Annotated in this window: 15 protein-coding genes; 6 read left to right on the top strand and 9 right to left on the bottom strand. The window is 31.3% G+C overall.

The annotated features are described in order from the left end of the window. Positions 1 to 315: 315 nt before the first annotated feature. The 5 genes from GBO31_RS19530 to GBO31_RS19510 all read right to left on the bottom strand — a co-directional run bounded on the left by GBO31_RS19530 (position 316) and on the right by GBO31_RS19510 (position 10,811). Positions 316 to 1,152, bottom strand: coding sequence for a T9SS type A sorting domain-containing protein (locus GBO31_RS19530; RefSeq protein WP_219010153.1), 837 nt, complete (start codon positions 1,150 to 1,152; stop codon positions 316 to 318). Between the two features lie 108 nt (positions 1,153 to 1,260). Then, positions 1,261 to 3,018: a tetratricopeptide repeat protein gene (locus GBO31_RS19525; protein WP_219010152.1), complete on the bottom strand. Its 1,758-nt coding sequence runs from the start codon at positions 3,016 to 3,018 to the stop codon at positions 1,261 to 1,263. A gap of 393 nt (positions 3,019 to 3,411) precedes the next feature. Beyond that, the gene (locus tag GBO31_RS19520) at positions 3,412 to 7,182 is read right to left on the bottom strand and encodes a T9SS type A sorting domain-containing protein (protein WP_219010151.1); all 3,771 of its coding nucleotides are present in this window, start codon (positions 7,180 to 7,182) and stop codon (positions 3,412 to 3,414) included. 140 nt (positions 7,183 to 7,322) lie between these two features. Beyond that, positions 7,323 to 8,861, bottom strand: a complete 1,539-nt coding sequence (locus tag GBO31_RS19515; RefSeq protein WP_219010150.1) for a YifB family Mg chelatase-like AAA ATPase — start codon at positions 8,859 to 8,861, stop codon at positions 7,323 to 7,325. 615 nt (positions 8,862 to 9,476) lie between these two features. After that, positions 9,477 to 10,811, bottom strand: coding sequence for an aspartate kinase (locus GBO31_RS19510; RefSeq protein ID WP_219010149.1), 1,335 nt, complete (start codon positions 10,809 to 10,811; stop codon positions 9,477 to 9,479). A 103-nt stretch (positions 10,812 to 10,914) separates the two neighbouring features. Here GBO31_RS19510 and GBO31_RS19505 point away from each other — a divergent pair, with 103 nt between their 5' ends. The 4 genes from GBO31_RS19505 to GBO31_RS19490 all read left to right on the top strand — a co-directional run bounded on the left by GBO31_RS19505 (position 10,915) and on the right by GBO31_RS19490 (position 15,726). Beyond that, entirely contained in the window at positions 10,915 to 11,352 is a 438-nt protein-coding gene (locus GBO31_RS19505; protein WP_246615922.1) for a hypothetical protein, read from the top strand. A gap of 257 nt (positions 11,353 to 11,609) precedes the next feature. Beyond that, positions 11,610 to 13,439, top strand: a complete 1,830-nt coding sequence (locus GBO31_RS19500) for a helix-turn-helix domain-containing protein (RefSeq protein WP_219010148.1) — start codon at positions 11,610 to 11,612, stop codon at positions 13,437 to 13,439. A gap of 63 nt (positions 13,440 to 13,502) precedes the next feature. Then, on the top strand, positions 13,503 to 14,678 hold the full coding sequence (locus tag GBO31_RS19495) for a CARDB domain-containing protein (protein WP_219010147.1): 1,176 nt from the start codon (positions 13,503 to 13,505) through the stop codon (positions 14,676 to 14,678). Between the two features lie 280 nt (positions 14,679 to 14,958). Then, positions 14,959 to 15,726 (top strand): hypothetical protein, encoded by a 768-nt coding sequence (locus GBO31_RS19490; RefSeq protein ID WP_219010146.1) that lies wholly within the window; start codon positions 14,959 to 14,961, stop codon positions 15,724 to 15,726. A 68-nt stretch (positions 15,727 to 15,794) separates the two neighbouring features. Here the strand turns inward: GBO31_RS19490 and GBO31_RS19485 are convergent, their stop codons facing one another. The 4 genes from GBO31_RS19485 to GBO31_RS19470 all read right to left on the bottom strand — a co-directional run bounded on the left by GBO31_RS19485 (position 15,795) and on the right by GBO31_RS19470 (position 21,391). Next, complete coding sequence (locus tag GBO31_RS19485; protein ID WP_219010145.1) at positions 15,795 to 17,867, bottom strand: M13 family metallopeptidase; 2,073 nt, start codon at positions 17,865 to 17,867, stop codon at positions 15,795 to 15,797. Positions 17,868 to 18,111: 244 nt separating this feature from the next. Beyond that, a complete protein-coding gene (locus tag GBO31_RS19480; protein WP_219010144.1) occupies positions 18,112 to 18,576 on the bottom strand; it encodes an RES family NAD+ phosphorylase in 465 nt (154 codons plus the stop codon). Further along, on the bottom strand, positions 18,576 to 19,028 hold the full coding sequence (gene parS / locus GBO31_RS19475) for a type II RES/Xre toxin-antitoxin system antitoxin (RefSeq protein WP_219010143.1): 453 nt from the start codon (positions 19,026 to 19,028) through the stop codon (positions 18,576 to 18,578). Before parS ends, GBO31_RS19480 begins: the two co-directional genes overlap by 1 nt. 53 nt (positions 19,029 to 19,081) lie before the next feature. Next, positions 19,082 to 21,391, bottom strand: a complete 2,310-nt coding sequence (locus tag GBO31_RS19470) for a patatin-like phospholipase family protein (RefSeq protein WP_219010142.1) — start codon at positions 21,389 to 21,391, stop codon at positions 19,082 to 19,084. Positions 21,392 to 21,751: 360 nt separating this feature from the next. Between GBO31_RS19470 and GBO31_RS19465 the strand changes: the two genes are divergently transcribed. Beyond that, a complete protein-coding gene (locus GBO31_RS19465) occupies positions 21,752 to 22,285 on the top strand; it encodes a hypothetical protein (RefSeq protein ID WP_219010141.1) in 534 nt (177 codons plus the stop codon). 127 nt (positions 22,286 to 22,412) lie between these two features. Next, positions 22,413 to 23,588, top strand: coding sequence for a molybdopterin molybdotransferase MoeA (locus tag GBO31_RS19460; RefSeq protein WP_219010140.1), 1,176 nt, complete (start codon positions 22,413 to 22,415; stop codon positions 23,586 to 23,588). Positions 23,589 to 23,612 lie beyond the last annotated feature (24 nt).

The following is a 23,612-nucleotide window of genomic DNA, read 5'->3' as shown; positions in this document are numbered from 1 at the left end:
TTATGGGATAGAAAAAAGGTTAATAGATGATTCTAATTTTTATATCATTAATGCTGTTTGTATGCAAATAAAATTGCGAGTATAGCACGATAAAAGATTTATATTGTAATAACCATAGGAGGCTTTTTCACCTAAAAATGTTTTTGATATTTTAGGGTAATTTATGTTCAAAAACTAAACACTCGATATCAGAGGTTTTATTGCTTATTTTTAAAATTATTCATATAATTTAGAATAAGTATCTTATAACCTATTTAATAAAAAAAGTCCCTTAAAGTGTACCTTAAGAGACTTTTGGAGAATTAAAAAAGGGAATTATTTTTTGATTATTGTTCTCAAAAATGTTTTACCCCCATTATTTATTTGACAATAATATATTCCTTTTTTTAAAATAGAAGTATCCAAATTATATTGTATGTGCTCTCTTGGAGCATTCGTTTTCAACTCTCTATACATTACTCTGACACCAATGTTATTAAAAATGCTAACAGTAAGATTGTCATTAGAAACTTTAGAAGTATCCGAAACCAAAAATTCCATCGTTAATTGATTGTCAAATGGATTAGGATATAATGAAGGTGTTTCTTCTATATCAATAGCGGTATTCTTGGATTGCCTATTAACAAAACTGATTTTTATCATTTTTTCTTGGTAGATAACACCTTTTGTGCCGAGATCATCCGTAAGATAATCTTCTACATTGTCATATTCTCTTAAACTAAGATGAAGCCGATGTTCTTTTAAAGGAAAGTTAAAAGGTGTTTCGAAAATATAAGGATACGTATCGGTGTTATTAAATGTTTCTGAATCATCGCCTGTTTTCTTTATTGGTGGTATTATTACAGGCAATGAAGCACCATACGGAGCAAGTGGAATCACGGTTTTTGAAAGTCTAAAATATCTTACAGTATCTATGTTTGATCTGTAGTCTAGAATAACTTTAAGACGTATGTCTCTCTTTTTATTAAGTTCTAAGGAACTGGGAATTATCATTTCCAATTTTTGGATAGTATCACGTGTACTATCACCCGGTGCGTCCGTAACAGAAAGGACAAGATTAATTTTATTACCTCTTACAAATGTATCATCTTGTGAATGTACTACACAACAAAATAAGAAAAGAATTAGACTGGCTATCGGAGTTGTTTTCATTTTAGGAGTTATTTTTTATTGGTTTATAATCCTAAACAAATTATTACTATTTGTGGTTTTTTAATAGGCTTTAGTGTTCATATTTATAAATTTGAACGGCTTAAAAACCTAAGCAACCTCAAGCTTGTTAATATAGTACGCAGGGTTTACTCCTGTTTTACTTTTAAACACTTTAATAAACGTAGTATGACTTTTATAGCCTAATTCTTTGGCAACAGCTCTAATTGTATAAGATCTGAAGACAGAATCATCTTTTAGTTTAAGCAAGGCATAATTTACTCTTAGTTCATTGATGTATTGATTAAATGATTGCTTCCTTGTTTCGTTTAAAGCTTTTGATAAATAGGTAGTATTGGTATTGAGAAGTTTTGCTGTCGAATACAAATTACAATCTGGAGATAAATAAAAACAAGTATCTTCTAATTCTTGAAGTTTATCCAAAATTTTTCTCGCTTTTTGGTCTTCAATTTCGAGATGTACTGCTACTTTTTTTGTTTTATTTAATTCCTTATCCTGTATACTTTCTATAATGTTCAAAAACTTTTGTTCACTAGCTTTTGTTCTTTGCCGATATATCATAAAAACTAATAGTAATCCCATTATCAAAATTATCGAGATTGCTAAAATGATATTTTTATTCGTTATGGTTTTTGTATTCTCTGCGGCAAGTTTTTCATTTCTAATTCGAAAATCTTTTATATCATCTTCGTATAAAATATCTTTTGCTTTAAGTTGCTGACTATTCTTGTATTTGATAACACTTTGAAGCTTATCGTAATAATAAATTTGCTGTTCTTGATTATCAGAAGCTTTTGAAATTTCTACAGCCAACTGATACATATCTTCTATTTTATCAGTTTGGAAATTATCTCCAATAAGATTGAAATTTCTTTTTAATTCCTGTAATGCTTGATCAGGTTTATTAATTTTAAAATAACATCTGGCAATATAAAAGTTAGCTATATATAGGTTGGTTTGCTGTCCTTCATTTATCGTTTTCAAAATATCCTTACCTTCATTTAGAAAACCTAATGCTTTATAATATTCTTCTTTTTGATAGTAAACATCTCCAAAATTGATATAGAAATAACTTTTGTACTCTGGAAGATCATTTTTTTCCGATTGTAATACTCCTTGGTTCAAGGCAGTTATAGCTTCATCAAAATGTGTTAACTCTGTCAAACATCGTCCCTTACCTAAAAGGGAACTTAGATACGTCTCTTTATACTGAAGAAAATTATCTTGTTTTTCTTTTTCCAAAGTTTCTAAAATAGAATTAAAGCTTTCTAACGCGTCCTTATATCTATTTAATTTCATTCTAGCATTGGCTATATTCGTAAGGCAAACAATGAGATATGGTAAATTCTTAACTTCTCTAGAAAGTTCCTTTGCTCTAAGATAAGGTTCTAGGGCATTATCATACGACCCTATCAAATAGTAAACGCTACCTAATAAAACATTGCTTCCAATAATTTTATCGACATCTTTTAACTTTTCAGCAGAATCAGAAGCGATGATTGCATTTCTTAAAGCGGTATTATAATCAGACTTTAGGTATCCCATATACGCCAATTGATAACTGGACAAATATTTAATATGTTCATTATTTTCTTGTATTCCTCTCTCTAAAAACAATCGTCCATATACCATTGCCAATTTAGGGTTCTTATCTTCTGAAAGGGTATTAGAAATCAATGTATTAATTGCATCAATAGAATCCGATTCTTTGATAAATAATCTCACTTTTTCAGGTATATCATTCTTTCCGAAGGCAATAGAGTCATTTTCTTGAGCAGTTGTTGTAACAAAAATGAGTAAGAAAAATATCTGGCTTCCATATCTAGAAATTAATTTGTAAAAATGCATATCTAATGAGAGTATATTGGTTAGAATTTTATGATAATATATGATTCCACTTTACAAATTGCCCTTATTATTAAGACATCAACAATTACAATTTGTTACACTCTAGAAGAGAATTCATCTCCTCCATTTTGAGTAAAACTTCTCATTCAAAATAGCAATATTTATGGGTGGACTAGTAAAAATTAATCGGGGAAAAAACAATTTACTCTACTTTTAGAAAATTTAACATAAGACCACGTTAAAATCTTATCAATTCATTCATCTTTCCTTAAGATATATACTGTATTACTTATCGAAACCTTTTTTATTACTTCCATAAAAACATAAAAAAACTCTCACTGTTTATTCTAAACAATGAGAGTTTTTAGTAGTAAGATTTATAATTTACCTTAATTAATTTTTAATCATTTTCTTGATAGCTCTTTTCTGGTCATTTTCAATCACAATGAAATAAGCTCCTGATCCTAGTGAAGAAGTATTTACTTCAATTCTCTTAGCAGTTACGTTTTGAACATCTACAGAACTATTTAATTTTCTTCCTCTAATATCTACAATAGTAATTTTTGGGTTTACAAAATTTACCGAATTATCTATATATAATCTATTATTTACCGGATTTGGATGAATCTTGATAGTATCTATATTTAAATCTTCTACTCCAAGCGTATCGACTTGTACATCAAGTGTAAAATTAACTATTTGAGAAGGAGCTCCACAATTAGTCCCAAAGGTAACTTCTACAGTCCACTCTCCATCTTCATCTCCATCTGCTGCCAGACTTGTTAAATTAATACTATCAGTTGTATAAGTTTGTCCTCCAGGAGCTGTCCAAACTACTGTAGCATTACTTGAAGACGCTGGTATTGTTAATTCAAGATCCTGACTTGTCAGTACAGAAAATGTATCTCCATTACTAAAAGGCACAGCAGCTGCTCCATCTATACTATACGTACTATCTCCATCAGTTAAATCAGGTACATCATTAGCTAGATTAACTGTTACGGGAGTTCTTACAGATTCGCATCTTCCTCCTTTAGAAGTAAAGTTCCAATCGTAGAAAAAGTAGTAAAAATCTGTAGCATTTAACGTATTTCCAATAATTGAAACTATGTTTGATGGTGAAGTATACGGATAACTTACACCATTATCTGCTGGTGTTCTTCTTAGTAATACTAAATCACTAGAAACTGATATTATGTTATTATCTCCTTTAGGCACATTAAGATTTACTGTCACTACAGATTCTCCTGCCGGAATATTAACAGTAGCTGATGAAACTAGATCACCTAAACTATTTGCCACTTGTATGGTACGTTCACCTGCTTGCATAGCTGATACCGTGAAAGATTCAATAATTACGTCATCAGTAGTATTAAAAATAATTCCAGGTGAGAAATTGTAATCTGCAGCTGTACTTACTCCTGGTGAAGTAGTTTGCTCAGTAACAATTTTACCAGAAACACCTGATACATAGTATGTAGTAGCTGTGGTAATTGGAGGTGTTGTATATGAATTTCCTGTAGCAACTTCAGAACCTCCTGATGCAGTTGTATACCATTTATAATCTTGGCTTCCAGTAGCGGTAAGAATCGCATTATCATTTGCACAAACATTAACCTCTGAGGCTTCTGGTTGTAAAGCTTCTTCCATATCTATGGAAAAAGTATAATCAATAGATCCACAAGTATTATTTGCGCTAATTGTTACTGTATACTCACCAGCTTGATTTAGTGATAAGTCATTCAATACTACAGACGAATCAGTACTAGTAAATCCGTTAGGACCACTCCAACTGAATGTTGGATTATCTCCTGTGAGTATATTCAATAGTAGTTCAGCAGATTGCCCAGTACACAAACCTAATGAAGATCCTTCTTCTGCAGCTCCGCTATCTATAGAAACTTCTTGCTTTGCAGTTATTGTTAAACAACTAGGAAGTGATGATCTCCAAATTCCTCTACCATACGTAGCTGCAGTAATAGAATTATCCGCTATGTTTATCTCAAGATCATTTACTATTGTTGTTGGCAAATTGTTCATAAACGGAGTCCAAGAACCATCATTAACAGTTCTAAAAACACCGATACTTGTAGCTAAATATACAGCATCTTGAGCTTCTCCTGCCTGATGTACAATATCATTAATGAAAAAATATCTATCTGTAGTTGGTAAATTAGACGATATGTTGTCAAAATTACTTCCTCCATCAATAGACTTATGAACTCCAGAAGATGTTGTAACCCAAATGATATCAGGATTTGTATTATGGATAGCAATTCCTCTTATACTACTACCAAATGCAAATACATCCGTTACAGTAGCTCCTGAATCTTCGGTCTTTTTTAAAGCTCCTCCAACAGAGATATACATAATAGTATTATCTGATGATGCTATTTCGATTTGATCTGCTGAACCTCCAAGACTAGCTAATTGATCCCATCCAATTTCTAATCCATTTAATTTATATAAGTTATCATAACCTGCAAATAACTCTCCATTGCTATTGATAGCTAAAGGAGTAACCCAATTTCCGCTAGCACCAGCTGGTCGATCTACACTACCAGAAGTACTACTTCCTGCATTTGTAGATTTGTATAAACCTCCTCCGTTTTGGGTGAATCCATAGTATTTATCATCATTGGTAGGGTTGATAGCTGTATCCATTCCATCTGCTCCATAATAATTCAACCAGTTACCATCACCATTGTTATAAGCATGACCTCCATTATCCTGAAGTCCTCCAACCATTTTATTTGGATCATTTGGAGAAACAGCTACTTTATAGAACTGACTAGCTTGAATACCTCCGGTATTATCTGTAAAATTATCACCGCCATTTACTGACGAATAGATACCTCCATCAGAGCAAACAAATACAGTTCCTCCAAATGATCGTATCATATGAATATCTGCATGCGTATACGAAGCTCCTTGTGGAAAACTCCAATTATTCAATCTAGAAAAGGAAGTTCCTCCGTCTTCAGATTTCCAGACATTTAAACAACCTACAAACACTTCTTCAGCATCAGTCTGAGATACTCCTAATGCCAAATCAAACCAAGCTTGGTTACTTTCTATAACATCTGTTATGATATTTCTTTCTGTAAATGATTCTCCACTATCTTCAGAACGATACACTCCTTTAAATGTTAGATCAGTATTAACACTAAGTATGTATACATAATTATCATTTGCTGGTGTTACTTCTATAACCAATCTACCATTCGAAGTAGGTACACCATTAGTTATTTGATTAAACGAATTCCCTCCATCCGTAGATTTATAATACTCATTGGTAGTTACTGCATACATAACATCAGGATTTCCTGGCTTCAATTTTAAGTCCTTAATATTTCCTAAAAGCGTTGTATTCCAAGAAACTCCTGCATCAGTTGTTTTAAAAACTCCTTGATTTGTAGCTACCCATAAAATATTAGAGTTTGTAGGGTGCATGTATATTTCATTCATTGAAGAAGGAGTGTTGTCAGGATTTAGTCCGGTAGTATTCCAAGTTTGACCACCATCAACAGATTTAAAAACTCCTGCACTTTGGGTATCATTACCATCATCATCTCCAGTTGCAATATAAATGATATTTGTATTTGAATAATCCACTGCAATTCCTGAAACTCCAATTTGTGGTAAGTTATCTGTTAGCGGAGTCCAATTACCCCCAGAGTTTGTAGATTTCCACAAACCACCAGCAGGTGTTCCAGCATACCAAGTGTTTACATCATTAGGATCCACCAAAATAACATTAGTTCTTGCCTGACCAGATGACCAAGAACCTGTATTTGTATGGGTAAATGGTCCAATCGCCTCCCAATTACTTAAATCTGTAAAGGCTAATTTGCTTGCCATCTCATTTTTATGCTCCCAAGCGGTCCATTTATCTTTTGCTGTAGGTAAATATCCTTCTTCATTCACTACATCTTCCCATATATATTCCCATCTCTTAAATGGCTTATAACCGCTTCCTTTTTTATTTTTATCATGGGTTTCCCAGTATGCATTAAAAGATTGTTGGATTTCTTGAAACGTTGGCTGAATTTCTTTATCGCTTTTACTTTTTTTTAGGTTATTCATCCAAGGCGCCTGCTGATTATATTGGGCACTTATAATCCCAATGGAAAATAACGTAAAAAAGAGATAATAATACTTCATAGTAGTTTTAAGTTTTAATTTTTAATGATTGATTTATGATGTTCTAAAAATATAACAAAAATTAGAACCTCTTTATGTATAACAAGAATATCTTCAATTTCCCTAAAAACATTCTGAAAAAAATCTTAATTCATAATCTTTTACCCTAACCATCCATCTCTATCTAAACTTCTGTATTGTATAGCTTCTGAAATATGAATTCCATCTATAAGTTCAGAACCTTCAAGATCTGCAATGGTTCTTGATACCTTTAAAATTCGATCATAAGCCCTAGCAGAAAGATTAAGGCGTTCCATAGCTGTTTTTAGTAATTGTAAAGAGGAGCTATCTAATTGACAATACTTTCTTAATTGCTTTACGCTCATTTGTGCATTGTAATGAACATTTTTTAAATCTTTGAACCGTCTAGTTTGTATTTCTCTTGCTTTAATTACTCGTTTTCTAATATCAACACTACTTTCTCCTTTTCTTTCTTCACTAAGTTTATCAAACGGTACAGGAGTAACCTCAATATGAATATCAATTCGATCTAATAATGGTCCTGAAATTTTGCTTAGATACCTTTGCATTTCTGCAGGTGATGATGTAACTGGTGCATCTGGGTCGTTAAAATATCCTCCTGGACTTGGATTCATACTAGCTACTAACATAAAACTGGATGGATATGTAACTGTAAATTTAGCTCTCGAAATGGTAACTTCTCGATCTTCTAAAGGCTGACGCATTACTTCCAACACTTCCCTTTTAAACTCGGGCAATTCATCTAAGAACAGGACTCCATTATGTGATAAGGAAATTTCTCCTGGTTGCGGATAACTTCCTCCTCCTACTAAAGCTACATTTGATATTGTATGATGAGGACTACGAAATGGACGTTGTGCCATCAAACCGATATTTTCTTTAATTCTACCGACAACGCTATGAATTTTTGTAGTCTCCAGTGCTTCTTGGAGTGACATTGGTGGCAAAATACTTGGTAATCTTTTACTTAACATTGTTTTACCACTCCCTGGAGGTCCGACTAAGATTATATTATGGCCACCAGCTGCAGCAATTTCCATACATCTTTTAATACTTTCTTGACCTTTTACGTCTGCAAAATCGAACTCTGGATTATCCAACTCTTTATAAAATTCAGTCCTTGTATCCACAATGGTTTGCTCTAATGTTCCTTGCCCATCAAAAAAGTTAATTACTTCTTTAATATTATCAACACCATAAACATTGAGATTATCTACAATTGCTGCTTCCTTTGCGTTTTGTTTTGGTAAAATAAATCCTTTAAAACCTTCTTCTCTAGCTTTAATTGCAATTGGTAAAGCTCCTTTTATAGGTTGTAGACTTCCATCTAAAGAAAGTTCCCCCATAATAAGATACTCGGATATATTGATTCCCTTAATTTGTGAACTAGCAGCTAAAATACCTATTGCTAATGTAAGATCATATGCAGATCCTTCCTTTCTTAGATCTGCAGGAGCCATATTAATTGTTATTTTTTTTCCAGGAAGTTTATACTGATTATTCTGAAGAGCAGCAGCAATACGAAAACTACTTTCCTTTATCGCATTGTCTGGTAATCCCACCAAATGGTATCCTATTCCTTTATCAATGTTAACCTCTACTGTGATAGTTGTTGCTTCAACGCCAAAAACAGCGCTTCCAAAAACTTTAATAAGCATATTTTTGATTTTAACTGGAGCATGAAAATCTCCTTATAGATATAATTCTTATTTGTATGTGTTTTCAGAATTATAAATGTTACCTATGAATATGCTTTTATATTTATATCCATCAGTTATCAACTTTAGATAGTTGTATTAGACATAATGAATGTGGAGTTTGATTACTAGAAAATCAATCTTTGAGAATTTAGCCTAAGAGTTTTAATGAAAATGAAAAAATAATAAATTTTGACAATAATTATCCAGTAAATATATAACTGGAGATATAAAATGATTGTAGTAATTAAAAGGAGTTTAAGGGATCAAAAATACTTTTACAAAAGCAAAAGCAATTATCGAGTAAAAAACGAATAAGACAATCTCTAGACGATATTTTTCTATTATTCTCTTTAACATTGGGTTTGGTTTACATTCTTGGTTAAGTTTATATCTATAAAACAGTTAATTCACCAACTACCCTAAAATTAGTTACAAAAAAAATCCCAATTTGGTTAATTATTGGGATTTAACAAAAACAATAATTTTGCTTAACGCGAAGTTTTAACAGTCATTACTTTATGCAATTTCTATTATCATTTCACAAATACCTCATCATATACATAACAAACAATTTTAGATCATTGCTTCCTGATGAGAAAGAAACAATTTTTCATTTAAAAATCTAAGGGTTGGTATTTTATCTTTAGTCTCCACAAGAATTGAAATATTGTTATTACTACCTCCGTAGGAAATCATTCTTACAGGTATATAGTTCAATATTTCAAAAAGTTTGTGAGAGTTTTTGTCATTAATCACGGATTCTCCTACTACACAGATAATACTATGATTTTGCTCGACTGTTACTTCTGCATATTCTTCTATTTCTTTTACAATCTCATCGATATAAGTCGTATCATCAATAGTTAATGAAATAGCGATCTCAGAAGTAGTAATCATGTCGATAGAAGTATGATAATTATCAAATACTTCGAAAATTCTTCTTAAATATCCATGGGCCATTAACATCCTGTTGGATTTAATTTTTATAGCAGTAATACCATCTTTAGCAGAAATAGCCTTTAAGCCTTTTCTATATGTTTTATTAGAAATAACCGTACCCGACGCTTCTGGATCAAAGGTGTTTTTTAGCAATACTGGAATATCTTTGTCTACCACTGGAGAGACCGTTTGCGGATGTAAAATTTTAGCTCCGAAATATGCTAGCTCAGCCGCTTCATTATATGTAAGATGCGAAATTGGATTTGTTCCTTCAACGAATCTAGGATCATTATTATGCAACCCATCTATATCTGTCCATATCTGAACTTCTTTTGCATTTAATGCTGCTCCGATAATAGTTGCCGTGTAATCACTTCCTCCTCTCTTTAAAGTACTGATTTGTCCTAAATGATCTCTACAAACAAAACCTTGTGTAATATAAATTTCTTCAGAAGATTCTTCCTTCAAAACAGTTTCTAATTTTTGTGAAACCTTTGAAATATTGGGATTATCTACATTATCAACGTACATAAATTCTTTGGCTGATAAAAGTCTATTTGAAATACCCTTAGTCGCAAGAAAATTAGAAAAGATATAGGTCAATAATGTCTCTCCAAAAGTTAAAAATTTTGAATTTAACACTTCAGTATACTCTTGATTAGAAAGCTCTAGCATTTCAGTAATCATCAAAGAAACACCATCCTTTAGTTCATTTCGTAGATTATCATCTTCAATCAATGTATCGATAACATCTATATGTTTATCTTCTAATCTATGGAGATTTCTTGTAATGGCTTCCGCATCTTTTAATTTTATATACGATACCAAGTTTACCAATTGATCGGTTACACCAGACATTGCAGAACAAACCACAATCTTCTGATCATTATCTCTTGTAAGGATTTCCTTTACTCTATATAAGTTTTCTACAGATCCAACAGATGTTCCTCCAAACTTTAAAATCTTCATCACATTTTTATTTTACACCGCATAATTAAACAATAGCAGATAAAAAATAAATATTTTGACAAAAAAAGTCTATATTTACACATTGTGTTAAATATCTAACAAAATGAAAACAATAACTGATTGCGTACATAATATTCTTAGACATCAACCTTTTTTAGAAGATGCATTATCCAGAGACATCATCAATTTTAGTTCTCTAGCCACTGATTTGTTACCGCAAGTAGAGAAAGAAATGCGAAAGCCTGTAAAACCGGGATCCATTGTAATGGCTTTAAGAAGGTATCATCCTAAAAGGATAAAAAGCTCTGAAAATCTTGGTAGTTTAGGAGATATTGTAGTTCGATCAGGAATTACAGAATACGCTTTTTTGAATTCTAATACCATTCTTACAAGTCAATCCAACCTTCTAAATACAGTAAAAGATAAGACAAAGACTTATTTTACCTATTCTAGCAATTTTCAGGAAAGTAACATTCTTGTTTCCTCTTCTTTAAAAGAAATTGTAGAGGATCACCTCAAATTACTTTACCTTATTTCTTGAAAAAGAATTTGTAAATGATGCTTTTTTATTAATGAATGAAATTAAAGAGCGTTAATTTCAGTAACTTTTATCAGTACACATTTACTTTTTTAATTATCATTTATCAGTCCAGTTCAAATTATATAAAAAATTTTATTTGGCATAGCTACTTATATGTATTACCATTCTTCTTTAATATTAGATGAAATCATATTCTAACTATAGTTAATTGAATATATTTACTCCGATTTTTGCATAATATTTAATTTGGGGCATAGATGTTTAGAAGAATTAAAAAAAACTGTGTTTTTTTGGGATTGGTATTCTGTTTTACAGGTATAGCACAAAGCATAAATTCTACTAATCAAAAATCAATCTTTACTCAAGAAAAAGAGATTGTATTACCTTTAGAAATTCAACAATTTATTTTAGAGGAAGATTCTTTACGTCTCATTTCAAAATTTATCCGAAACACTTACAAAAAAAATCGAGATACACTTTGCGCTATAAAAGGGTATCAACTTTTTTTACAACGTGGAATTAGTGAGAGTAACTTAAAAATTCAACATTCTTGTCTTACAAGGCTCGGATTCATTTATTATAATTTATCAGAATATCAACGATCTATTGAGTATTATTATCAAGCACTTAAAACAGCTGAAATTCAAGAGAACAAAAAAAATGTGATCAATAATAATTCACAATTAGGAAGTATCTTTTTTGATTTAGGTGACCTAGATAATGCTTCAATTTTTTACACCAACGCGAAAGATCTAATTAAAAAATCAGATACATTATATACTCCAACAAAAAAGATAGAAAAGCAATTGACTATTGTACTAAATATAGCCAATGTAAAAACCCGTCTAAAACGTTTTGAAGAGGCTTTATTTGAAATTGAAAATGCCAGGCTTTTGTTATTAAAATTAAATCCTGAAAAAAAAGAAAAATATACAAACGCTCAACTAACTATGCTTCTAAATAAAAGCGTTTGTGAGCTGGAATTAAAAGAGTATGACAGCTCTGAAAAAACCATTGCAGAGGGTATTGAGCTAGCAAAACAATATCATTTTGAAAGTTTTATTGGAGATTTCTATGTCAACAAAGGATTAATTCATTACAAAAAAAAGGAGCTACAAAAAGCAAAGGAGTATTTTGAAAAGGGACTATCCATTTTTGAAATTCATGAAAGTAAAAAATTCTCTAACTACCTTATGGCAAATTATAATTTGGCAAAGTGTTTATTTCATTTAAGAAAAGATAAAGAAGCTTTACAATTATTGGAAAGTAATTTTAGACAAATGAATGACATCTCAAATGTACATAATATTGATAAAATGTATGAATTGGCCATCACAATAGCTGAAAAAACTAAGGACACTACAAAACAATTATTGCTGAGAAAAAAATTAAATAAAATTCAAAAAATAAAAACAGATGATCAATTAAAAGCTAGAGATATCATCCATAAAAACGATTTTCAGACACATAAAAATCAAATAAAAACGATCAAAGATCAAAACAAGAAAAGTATTACCATAAAAAATATTTTTATATCTATCAGTATAGTTTTGATTGCAATCTTGGTAATTTCCTTTATTCTTCATCGAAGAAACACTATTGCAAACAAAAGAAGGTTTGAACAAATAATTTTAAATCTTCAATCTGATCATTCACAACAAAAGAAAAAAACTGAAGCTGCAATATCAGAATCAGAAGTCTCCATAAAAGATGATCAAGCAATTAAAATATTACAGAAATTAGAAAAACTTGAAGATTCGGATTTTTTCATTCAGCAAGATTGTAATTTATATAGTACTGCAAAAAAAATTGGAACCAATACTTCTTATTTGTCTAAAACATTAAATGAATATAAAAAACAATCTTTTGTTGAATACTTGAATAATTTAAGAATCAACTATGTTCTAAACAGATTGAAGAATGATTCTAAGTTTAGGGCGTATACTATAACAGCAATATCAGAAGAAATCGGATATAAAAGCACAAACACTTTTACGAAAGCATTTAGAAAAAAGACCAACCTCACACCATCATATTATATAAAACAATTTATTAAGGAAGAAAATAAGAATACCTCAAATTCATAAATTTGAGGTATTAACTACTATATTCGAAACTTTGATAAACTATTTTAGCATTAAAACTATCTCATGCAAAAAATTGTTTACCTCATACTTTTTCTTTTTAGTTCGAAAACCCTTATTTCACAAGAAGCTGATCATTACATTCAAGTATTAATTACGATTCAGGATAACCCTGATCCAACTGATAATCGAAAACAAGTTTTCGAACTATCTTTTAAACAAGAAGTCCCTAAAACCTTCTTTACAGACGATGTTGTTGTATTTGACTTAAATGTCTCCAATCAATCCTCGCTTCCTAGACCGCGTCTAAAATTAGAGTATGCACCTTGTCATCGATGCGGATACAACAGAGGTGGTTCATTAAGGCCAATTATTATAGAACCTTGTGACGAAGTTATCTTTTTTAACAGAGATGATAAATGCGATAAGCTTTTTACTCACGTATTCATAGAAGAGCTTTTAAATCTTGAACAATTAGGTTTCAATAATTTATTAGTAAATCTTTCTTACTATGATAAAAGAGAATCGAATTTTGTTACAGTTAAAGAAACTATACATGAATTTGATGTACTTCCGATAGCACCAGATCTAAAAACGATACAAAAGGTAGCTTCTATTACACAAGGAGGTTATGTTAATAATATCAAATTAAGCGCTCAAACTCTTATCCAAAACATTAGTAATTCTAGCACTAATGAGGAAAGTTTTGTTCACTATTATCTTTCTTATGATGAAATGCTAGATGCATCCGACTTACTCGTTACTAAAAGACAAATTCCATCAATTAAAGGAAATGATGAATTTAATTTAACCATCGGTCAACAGACAATCTACCCACCATTAAATAATATTAATTATGATGAGTTTTGTTATTTAATTGCTTATGTAGATCCAGAAAATCGAATACTTGAAAAAAATGAAACCAATAACATTAACGCATTCAATTTATGTCAAACAATAGCAGAATTTGACCAAAACAAAAATCAATTAGTTGCATATCCCAATACCATAAAACAATTCTTATATGTACAATATAGTGGTACAAATACTAACGAATCTGTTATATTAAACATATACAATACAAAAGGAATATTAATTCATATCATATCTGCTTTACCATATAGAAAGGAAGAACAGCAAAACATCTATAGAATAAAAAATCCAAATTTAGAAGCTGGTCTATATTATTATCACTTTCAGATAGATTCCCAAATGATAAATAAAATAATGGTCAAAGATTAATCAATCTAATATTGTACTATATAAAAGAAGGTCTTACAGTTTAAAAAGTTAAGCTCATCAGGAGCCATTATATACAAATCTGTTAAACACTTAAATTAAATAAATATATAAAGTCTTTTTAGGCTTTGTTTCGCTTTGTATAGAGAATCATCTTTTTATTAGAAATGTAAATTTATAAATCTGCGTATACTATACTTTAATATTTACAGGTACTCCCATAGTTTAGCAGTCGAAACGACGTCGATTCATTTTTTAATTCATCTCAAAATCATTTTACAATATGAAAAAATTAAGAATCAAAATTTTAGCTATTCTATGCACAAGTGTTTTTATTTCTTGTGATCAAAACGAAACTACTGAAGATCTACAGTTGTTAGAACCGGATGCTGAAATTAATTTGTTAGATCAAATTTCTGAAGACATTATGATTACCACAAAAGGTATTATGGATTCAGAGAATAGTCAATCCAAAAACTTTCGCGGATTTGAATTTAACTCTGGAACGTTATTCGGTAATGGTCAAAGAAAGACGCTAGACTTTGCAAATAGAACTGTTGCTCATACAACGCAGTGGGTAGATTTAACTATTTCTACAACTGTAAATATTGAAAGTTTAGACAGATCTGAACGTAATTCTAACGTAACTGCATCTGGAAGATCAGATATTAGATTAGATGGTATTGGACAAGGTTTGAGTCTTTTATATCGTAAAGAAGGGGTTTTTGGTAGAACAAAAGTTACTCCTTTCACTTCAGCAAGATTTCATTCTAATATAGTACCTAGTCAAAATATATATGCAGAAGATGGACCAATGCAGTTAACGGTTCATGCTAATGAATTTGGGTGGATGTGGATTCGAGTAAAACAAAATAATGTCGAAAAACACAGTGCATTATATCGTTTCACTCCGCCATCAAATCCAAATAGCACATTTTCAGGTGGTAGTATAAGTCTTAGTCGATTTGCAGTGACAGGAGGAATTAATAATTCATTTGCTATCGCAACTTCATCTTATAATGGGTATGCTGGTTGGTTTGAAGAACAATAAAAAGTAAGTCTTCATATAATAAAAAAAGCCCTGGATGACCAGGGCTTTCACTACTTGTTCTATAAGCTTTACCAAATACTTACTCTTTTTTCCGGTGCTAAATACATGCTATCTCCTTCTTTTATATCGAAGGCGTCGTAAAATGCCTGTACATTTAGCAATGGCTGTATTGCTCTTGTAGTTCCTGGAGAGTGAGGATCAGTTTTAATTTGAGTTCTCAAAGCATCTTCTCGGATTTTTGTTCTCCAAACCGTTGCCCAAGACATGAAAAATCGTTGTTCTGGAGTAAACCCATCAATATCTTCAGGTCTTCCGTTTTCGGCTAAATGCATTTGTAAACCATCATAAGCACCCAAAACTCCACCTAAATCACCTATATTTTCTCCAAGTGTAAACTTTCCGTTTATGAATACACTGTCTAATACTTGAATTTTACTATACTGGTCTGCTAGTGCAGTCCCACGTTCAGTAAATTTTTCTAAATCAACATCAGTCCACCAATTAGAAAGATTTCCATCCGCATCAAAACGAGCTCCTGAATCATCAAAAGCATGAGATATTTCATGACCAATTACCGCTCCAATTCCACCATAATTTACAGCTTCATCTGCCGTATAATTATAAAATGGTGGTTGTAATATAGCTGCAGGAAAAACAATTTCATTAAATAATGGGTTAAAATATGCATTAACGGTCTGTGGAGACATTCCCCATTCTGTTTTATCTACAGGTTCACCAATTTCATTAATATTCTTTTTAAATCCCCATTCTGAAACAGCTATCATATTATCAAAATAAGAATTCCCATCCTTTACATCTAAAGTAGAATAATCTTCCCATTCATCTGGGTATCCTATTTTTACAGTAAACTTATCTAATTTCTGAATAGCTTTTGTTTTGGTGCTATCACTCATCCAATCCAAAACTTCAATTCTTTTTTGATATGCTTTAATTACATTGGCGATCATTTTCTCTGCCTTCGCTTTTGCTTCAGGAGGAAATTTCTCATCCACATATAGTTGACCAATAGCTTCACCTACAGAACCATTAACTCGTGCTAAAGCTCTTTCTTTAAGAGGTCTTTGCTTAATAGCTCCATTTAAAGTTTTGCTGTAGAAATCCCAATTTGCTTTTTCTAATTCCATAGAAAGTGTACCCGCTGAATCATTTAATGTTGCCCAACGCATTACCGTTTTAAGATCTTCAATTCCAGTATTAGCAAGAACGTTTTGCAGTTCCTTCATATACTTAGGTTGCATAACAATAACAGAATCCAATTGTTTTTTTACTTCTAAATCTTTCATCAACTTATTCCAATCAATAGAAGGAGTCATTTCTGTAAGTTGAGTTATTGATCTAGGATTGTTAAAGTTTCTAGTATCTCTACTCTCTACTTTATCCAGACGTGGTTCTGCAAGTTTTGTTTCAATTGCTAAAATTGTGGTGGCATTTTGTCGTGCTTGTTTCTCTGTTTCTCCAATATATTGCAACATTCGAGTAATATGATCCACATACTGAGCTCTAACTTCTTTAGATTTTTCATCTTGATCTAAATAATAATCTCTATCTGGCAAACCTAATCCACCAGGAGAAATATATGGAGCGTTAATCTCACTATTACTTAAATTAGGAAATGATACTAAACCTGCAAATGGTGCGGAAGCTGCAGGTTCAGTAGCTAATACAGTTTGTAAATCTTTTAAATTTTTGATTCCAGCAATTTTATCTAAAGTTGGCTTGATTGGGGTTATCCCAGCTTTATCTCTTGCTATCGTATCCATTATAGACTCATAAATTAATATAGCCTTATATTGATCAGTTCCTGCTGCGTATTTTCCACTAGCTTTTGCTTTTGCTAGAATATCCAACACATCATAATCAGTTTTCTTTCTTAACACTCCAAAACCTCCCCAACGAGTTCTATCCTCAGGGATTTCGGTATTCTTCATCCAATTACCATTAACGTAATTGTAGAAATCTTCCTTTGGACTTATAGATGTATCCATATTATCCAAAACAATTCCTGGAATTTTTTCTACAACCGCGATAGGCTCTTCTTGACTTTCTCCTTCTTTTTTAGTTTCATTCTTACAACTGACGAAAGCAATCGCAAATGCAACTAAAAAATACACTTTTCTCATTTTTGTATTCATTTTGTTAGCGAATTAAGTTTAGTTCTTMAAAATATGACGTAAAAATTGAGGATTCGTTACTCATATTAAACCCGCCAATTTAGAGAAAATGAAAAAATGAAGGAAATTCTTTACAAGGTTTAACGAACTATTGAAGAATAAAAAAAACATAAACCCTTGTAAAACAAGCATTAAGAAGTGTTTGTTGTTTCAAAATTAACACCTCTTTAACACTTTATAAATCTCGAGTTTTCTAAAAACCTGATTTTAATAATCTAGAATCAAAGTCAAATGGTTCTATTTCAACTAATTTTACCAAATTAAAATCTGGGTGCAATGGATTTATCAATAGATTTTGTTCTCTTGGTACAATAATGCTAGGTACTTTTAACCCAAGAGATTTATTTTCTGATATCCAATTCATTGCAAAATGTTGGATACCTGTTGAGGGTGGTATTTTATTCCAATCTTTGGGTAATTCCTTAATATCAATAGTAGAAACTAAATCATCAGGTAACTCGATGGTGGCTAAAGCCATATTATCTGGAAAATATGCAGCTGGAAGGTGAGCTAAAACTTCTAAAACAGAAAGAGCTGAGTTTGTACTTGTGTACAAAACAGCCACTCCTTTTGGATTCCATCTACCTCCTACCGTCTTCGCTCCTATACCAGTAAGGTCTCGTATGTATTTTTGTTTCGCTATTCTATATACTAACATTATGCAAAAATTCCATGCTCTATACGAATCAATTCTTCGTTTAATAACTGAAATCCAAATGTTGTATCAAGTAGTTCCTTTGGTTTTTTAGTAGCTAAAGCAACATTTGGAAGTTCCATCCACTTCTTAAAACGTTCTAAATCACCAAAGATATTCTCTCCTCTTGCATAAAGTTTTGCCAATTGCAACGCTTTTGCACTTGCCTCAGTACTCAGTTTCTTTTTTAATTCGTACCGTTGTATAGTTCGTTCAGAAACATGTAGCACATGTGCTAATTCACTAAGATCAAAATCTATTGTTTTAGCAAGATGTAATAATGCTCTTTTATCGATTCCATTCCTTGATAATTCTATAAAATCATATATATTATGCAAAGGTATATCTATGTTTAAATACCTTAACAATCCCTGACTTTCAAGACCATCATAATCTAAAGGTGATACTGCGCTCATACACTACATTTTTTACATGACAAATGTACAAAAAAAAATGACAAGTGACTTATTTATTCCAAAATTAAATCTAATTCATGGTCAATAACATCTAAACGAGCTTCCATAGATCGAATAGCAATCTTTGACAAATACCTTCCTAAAGGTAGAACAGGTTTTATCTTTTCATCTCTTTCTAAAACAGAAACTGAATCAGTATTCTTTACAGAAGGTGTGATTTCGGTTCTCTCCAAAGCCATAATATACTCATCTCCTAATCTTTCCATAATCTCTCGTGTATGCCCATATCGTACATTTTGTAAAGTAGTCAACGGTGCAGTTAGCTGTGTGTTGGTTTTATTGATTTTACGTTTTTGACCATTTGTAATAATCAGGTGTTTAATTTTTACTTTTTCTAATAATGTAGGAAACGAATCCCTCAATACCTGTCTCAACACTTCCTCGACACCTTTTGATACTCTACCACCAACATTATCATAATATCCTGAATCGGCATATTGATTGGACTCACCATTTCCATTTCTAATTTCACCTACAGGAGTTACAAAAGGGAAACTAGCATTGATTCTCATTGCTGTAGAAAGCTTTATAGATTTTTTTGGATAGGTAGACTGTATTGTATCAATAAAATCATTCATCCCTACCAAAGGGCGCAAATTCGAATAGGTAACCGGACTAATTATATTGTAATTCCCAGTTTGCGTGTGTGTCGTATTAATAAATAATAATGGTGGAGTTAGTGATGTAGCTCTTTTCTTATTTTTGGAAGAGACATCTCTATAAAAGGATAAAAATTCTTTATTTAGAATAGGTTTTCCTTCTGAATCTAAAAAAAAATTATCGTACGCTCTACTCCATTGTTCTTCTAATAATTGTCCTCTATTTTTAAAACTAAACAAACTTGTAACTTCCTTAAATAAATCTCTTCCCAATAACGATACTAAGGCTATAGATAGATAATTCTCTTGATAAATAATACTCGCTTTATATTTTGGATACGTATTCTTAAGATCAGATGTGGTCTTAAAGTCTGCTATTCGATTCGATAAGGCTGCATTCTGAGCTTCTGCAAAAAACATAGAATTACCTACACTTCCTCCTGAAGCACCTGTTAACGAAAGTAAATTCTCATTAAAATAAACACCATTTGACTTTTCATATAAATAACTATGCACTAAAAAAGACCATAACCCGGCTCTGGATCCTCCGCCTTCAGAGGAGACCATAATTATAGGAAAAGTATCATTGCTATTTTTAATAATATCTTCTCTACTCTTCAACCAATCATAGATATATGTATCTAGAGAGTCTCTATTTATGGAAGTATCCTGCAATTCAAGTTGATAATGATCCGAACTATCCGCAAAAAACCTTGCCGAAAAAACACCAAATACCGTAATTATTGATAAAAGAGGTAACCCAATCTTTTTTCCCAACAAAATAAGAATAAAACAAATCATAAATAGACTTAAAAGCGATAAGATCAAAATTGATAATGGATTTACTCCTGTTGCTAAATTTGGATAAAAATTAAAAGCAAAAAAGGTCAGCAATATTAAAAATCCAAATAGTAAAATAGCTCCATAGAACAGCCTCTTGGGAAAACTTTTAAGGAATTTATAACTATTAAATGATAATGAAAAAAACAGCAATGTCAGAGCAGAATTGGATAAGAACAATTTCCCTAAATCCCTTTCTGCTTGAGTATTCAACGTTCCTATAGATATAATAAAAATCATTAAACCAATGGAAACTCCATAAAAAATTATTGTCGTATTCTTGCTTCGACTCAACAAATCTTTTAGCAAATTATATACTATAGGTTCTGATAGTAGTAACAAGAGAAAGAGCACTAAAAGGAGTACATTTGTTGGATTCAAAAATGTAGTATAGGTATTTTCTAAACCAAATAGTTCCATGGCATTAAGAATACTCAATGCAGATATAGCTAGTACTAATATTCCTAAAATTCTTGGTAGTGTTTTTCTCATATGAATTCTAGTACGATAAGAATAACTAGCAGCTTCACTCCTATCTTGAAATCGATAATGTTGATTAGGAATAAAACCTATGAGATTTTGAATGGTAATATCCTTATAATTATGAAAATAAAAGTATTTAGGAATATTCCATATCAGAAAAGCAGCAATTGTGAGTAAAGTAAAATATAAAGGAACTTCTAAAAAGAAAGCATCAGTTTGATTTAGAATTAAAAGCAAATCAATAGTTTGAGGAAAATGCCATAAAGCAAAATATACAAAAGCAATAAAAATAACACTTATGATATTATTTGCTAATTCTTTAAGTAGGGTTTTAAACCAAATACTAAAACCTTGGAAACATAATAAAAGTTGGTTCTTCATCTTACCCAAATTTAGAACTTAAAATTCTTAAAATCATTAGTCTTTGGTAAATTGGCAATTAAAATTAAACATTGTAAGTATTTTCTTTCCAAACTAGAAGCACAGCAATAAACTCACTGTCAACATGTTAATAAAAGCATAAATTTTAACATTTGTCTAAACACCAGTGTTTAAAGGCTTGAGAAGGTTTTTTCTTAGATCAATTACAATTCAATTAATATTTAAATATAATTACCTACGGTTTTAACGTAAAAATTTGTATCTTGTCGTTAAATAAGAGTATTTGAACGTAAAAACACTCTTTTAAGTAAGTTAATTCTTACTTTTTTAATTGCAGTTTAACCCAAAAAACTGAACCTTATGAAAAAACTACTACCCCTAGTAACCCTACTTTTTGCAAGTGTGGCATTTGCAAATGTAAAAATTGACATTTCATATAAATTAATGTCAGTAACAGAAAATACCGTTATCAACGGTTTAGATGAAAATGCTGAAGAAGGTGTGATATTTATAACAGAGAGCTTACATATAGAAAATGGAGCTCGTATTAAGATAAGGAACGCCTGTTTAATCATATTAGGAAATATTTCTGGAAATGGAATTTTAGATGTTGATGAAACAGCAACCGTAACTTTAGAAGGTGAGAAAAAAGGAAGAGTAACATTTATTGATCGCTTCTTGGCAGATTCTACATGCCAACAAAGTACAGGATTAGAAACATTCAAAGATATTAAAGACGTGCCCCTAGGTCTTACATATAGTCTTTATACACTAACAGGAAGACTATTAGACAATGGTAAAATTGATGAATATATCCACAACTACAGAGATCCTAAAACGTATTTCATAAAAGTAGAAGGATATAAATTAAGAAAAATTGTTTTTAAAGGTTAAATCAATCATAAAAAAGTAAGGTTTTATGATAGCACGGCCGTAATGGCCGTGTTTTTTTATGCTACAAATTCTCAAGTTTAKGTTTCTTGATTACAAAGCAATATTTTTGCGAGAAAATATTTATAAAATGATTTCTGTATCCGAGGCATTATCTATAATTTCTAATATATCTTATACTCCAAAAGCCACTACAATTGCATTAAAAGATGCTAATGGTTTAGTACTTAGCGAAGATATTCATTCTCCAATTCACATGCCTCCTTTTAGACAATCCGCTATGGATGGTTATGCTGTATCACCAAATAATAGTAATACCTACGAAATAATAGGTGAAGTACAAGCAGGTAGCCCAAAGGATTATACATTATTACCAGGTCAAGGCGTTCGAATATTCACAGGTGCTAGAGTTCCTGAGAGTGCAAAATCCATTGTTATTCAGGAAAAAGTACAGAGATCAGAAGATCGTATTACTGTAGATGGAGAAATCCTTATTAATCAAAACATAAGGTCTGCGGGAGAACAGATACAGAAGGGAGCAGTAGCCTTAACCAAAGGAACCAAACTAACTCCAGCTGGAATTGGATTTCTAGCAGGATTAGGAGTTACCGAAATCAACGCCTATTCTTCACCTACTGTTGCTATTATTACTACTGGTGATGAATTAATTCCTCCAGGAACAGAACTCAAAGAAGGGCAAATTTATGAAAGTAACTCTATACAGTTAGAAGCCGCACTTCGACAACTTCATATCAAAAAAATCCAAACATATGTGGTTCATGACGAATATGAACAAACAAAAAAAACTATTGAGGAAGCAATTAATAATCATGAACTAGTTCTAATAAGCGGTGGTATATCAGTTGGAGATTATGACTTTGTGAAAAAGGCTTTAACTGATTTAGAAATAAAAGAATTATTTTACAAGGTTAAGCAAAAACCAGGAAAACCTTTATTTTTTGGTAGTAATGATACTACTCATGTTTTCGGTTTACCGGGAAACCCTGCCTCCTCTCTAACCTGTTTTTATATCTATGTACTTCCAATCATTGAAAAAATGAGAGGGATTAATACTAGCGGTTTAGAAAGAACTTCTAAAGCGTTAACTGCTGATTTTGTAAAAAAAGGAGACCGTGCCCAATTTTTAAAAGCTAAAATCGCTGATCAATCTGTTGAAATTTTGGAAGGACAAAGTTCTTCTATGTTATATACGTATGCTATCGCTAATGCGCTAGTATATATTCCCGAAAACATCAATAAAATTCCTAAAGGTGATTTAGTAGAAACCTTTATTTTACCAAGATAATATTATCAATTTTCTGTAGTGAAT

The sequence above is a fragment of the Aquimarina litoralis genome (assembly GCF_019295435.1).
GTDB lineage: Bacteria > Bacteroidota > Bacteroidia > Flavobacteriales > Flavobacteriaceae > Aquimarina > Aquimarina litoralis_A.
This window is presented reverse-complemented; position numbering and strand designations above follow the sequence as displayed.

Excerpts from the sequence above, each read along its gene's own strand:
- GBO31_RS19530 (WP_219010153.1), bottom strand. The coding sequence starts at position 1,152 with ATGAAAACAACTCCGATAGCCAGTCTAATTCTTTTCTTATTTTGTTGT.
- GBO31_RS19525 (WP_219010152.1), bottom strand. The coding sequence starts at position 3,018 with ATGCATTTTTACAAATTAATTTCTAGATATGGAAGCCAGATATTTTTC.
- GBO31_RS19520 (WP_219010151.1), bottom strand. The coding sequence starts at position 7,182 with ATGAAGTATTATTATCTCTTTTTTACGTTATTTTCCATTGGGATTATA.
- GBO31_RS19515 (WP_219010150.1), bottom strand. The coding sequence starts at position 8,861 with ATGCTTATTAAAGTTTTTGGAAGCGCTGTTTTTGGCGTTGAAGCAACA.
- GBO31_RS19510 (WP_219010149.1), bottom strand. The coding sequence starts at position 10,811 with ATGAAGATTTTAAAGTTTGGAGGAACATCTGTTGGATCTGTAGAAAAC.
- GBO31_RS19505 (WP_246615922.1), top strand. The coding sequence starts at position 10,915 with ATGAAAACAATAACTGATTGCGTACATAATATTCTTAGACATCAACCT.
- GBO31_RS19500 (WP_219010148.1), top strand. The coding sequence starts at position 11,610 with ATGTTTAGAAGAATTAAAAAAAACTGTGTTTTTTTGGGATTGGTATTC.
- GBO31_RS19495 (WP_219010147.1), top strand. The coding sequence starts at position 13,503 with ATGCAAAAAATTGTTTACCTCATACTTTTTCTTTTTAGTTCGAAAACC.
- GBO31_RS19490 (WP_219010146.1), top strand. The coding sequence starts at position 14,959 with ATGAAAAAATTAAGAATCAAAATTTTAGCTATTCTATGCACAAGTGTT.
- GBO31_RS19485 (WP_219010145.1), bottom strand. The coding sequence starts at position 17,867 with ATGAGAAAAGTGTATTTTTTAGTTGCATTTGCGATTGCTTTCGTCAGT.
- GBO31_RS19480 (WP_219010144.1), bottom strand. The coding sequence starts at position 18,576 with ATGTTAGTATATAGAATAGCGAAACAAAAATACATACGAGACCTTACT.
- parS (WP_219010143.1), bottom strand. The coding sequence starts at position 19,028 with ATGAGCGCAGTATCACCTTTAGATTATGATGGTCTTGAAAGTCAGGGA.
- GBO31_RS19470 (WP_219010142.1), bottom strand. The coding sequence starts at position 21,391 with ATGAAGAACCAACTTTTATTATGTTTCCAAGGTTTTAGTATTTGGTTT.
- GBO31_RS19465 (WP_219010141.1), top strand. The coding sequence starts at position 21,752 with ATGAAAAAACTACTACCCCTAGTAACCCTACTTTTTGCAAGTGTGGCA.
- GBO31_RS19460 (WP_219010140.1), top strand. The coding sequence starts at position 22,413 with ATGATTTCTGTATCCGAGGCATTATCTATAATTTCTAATATATCTTAT.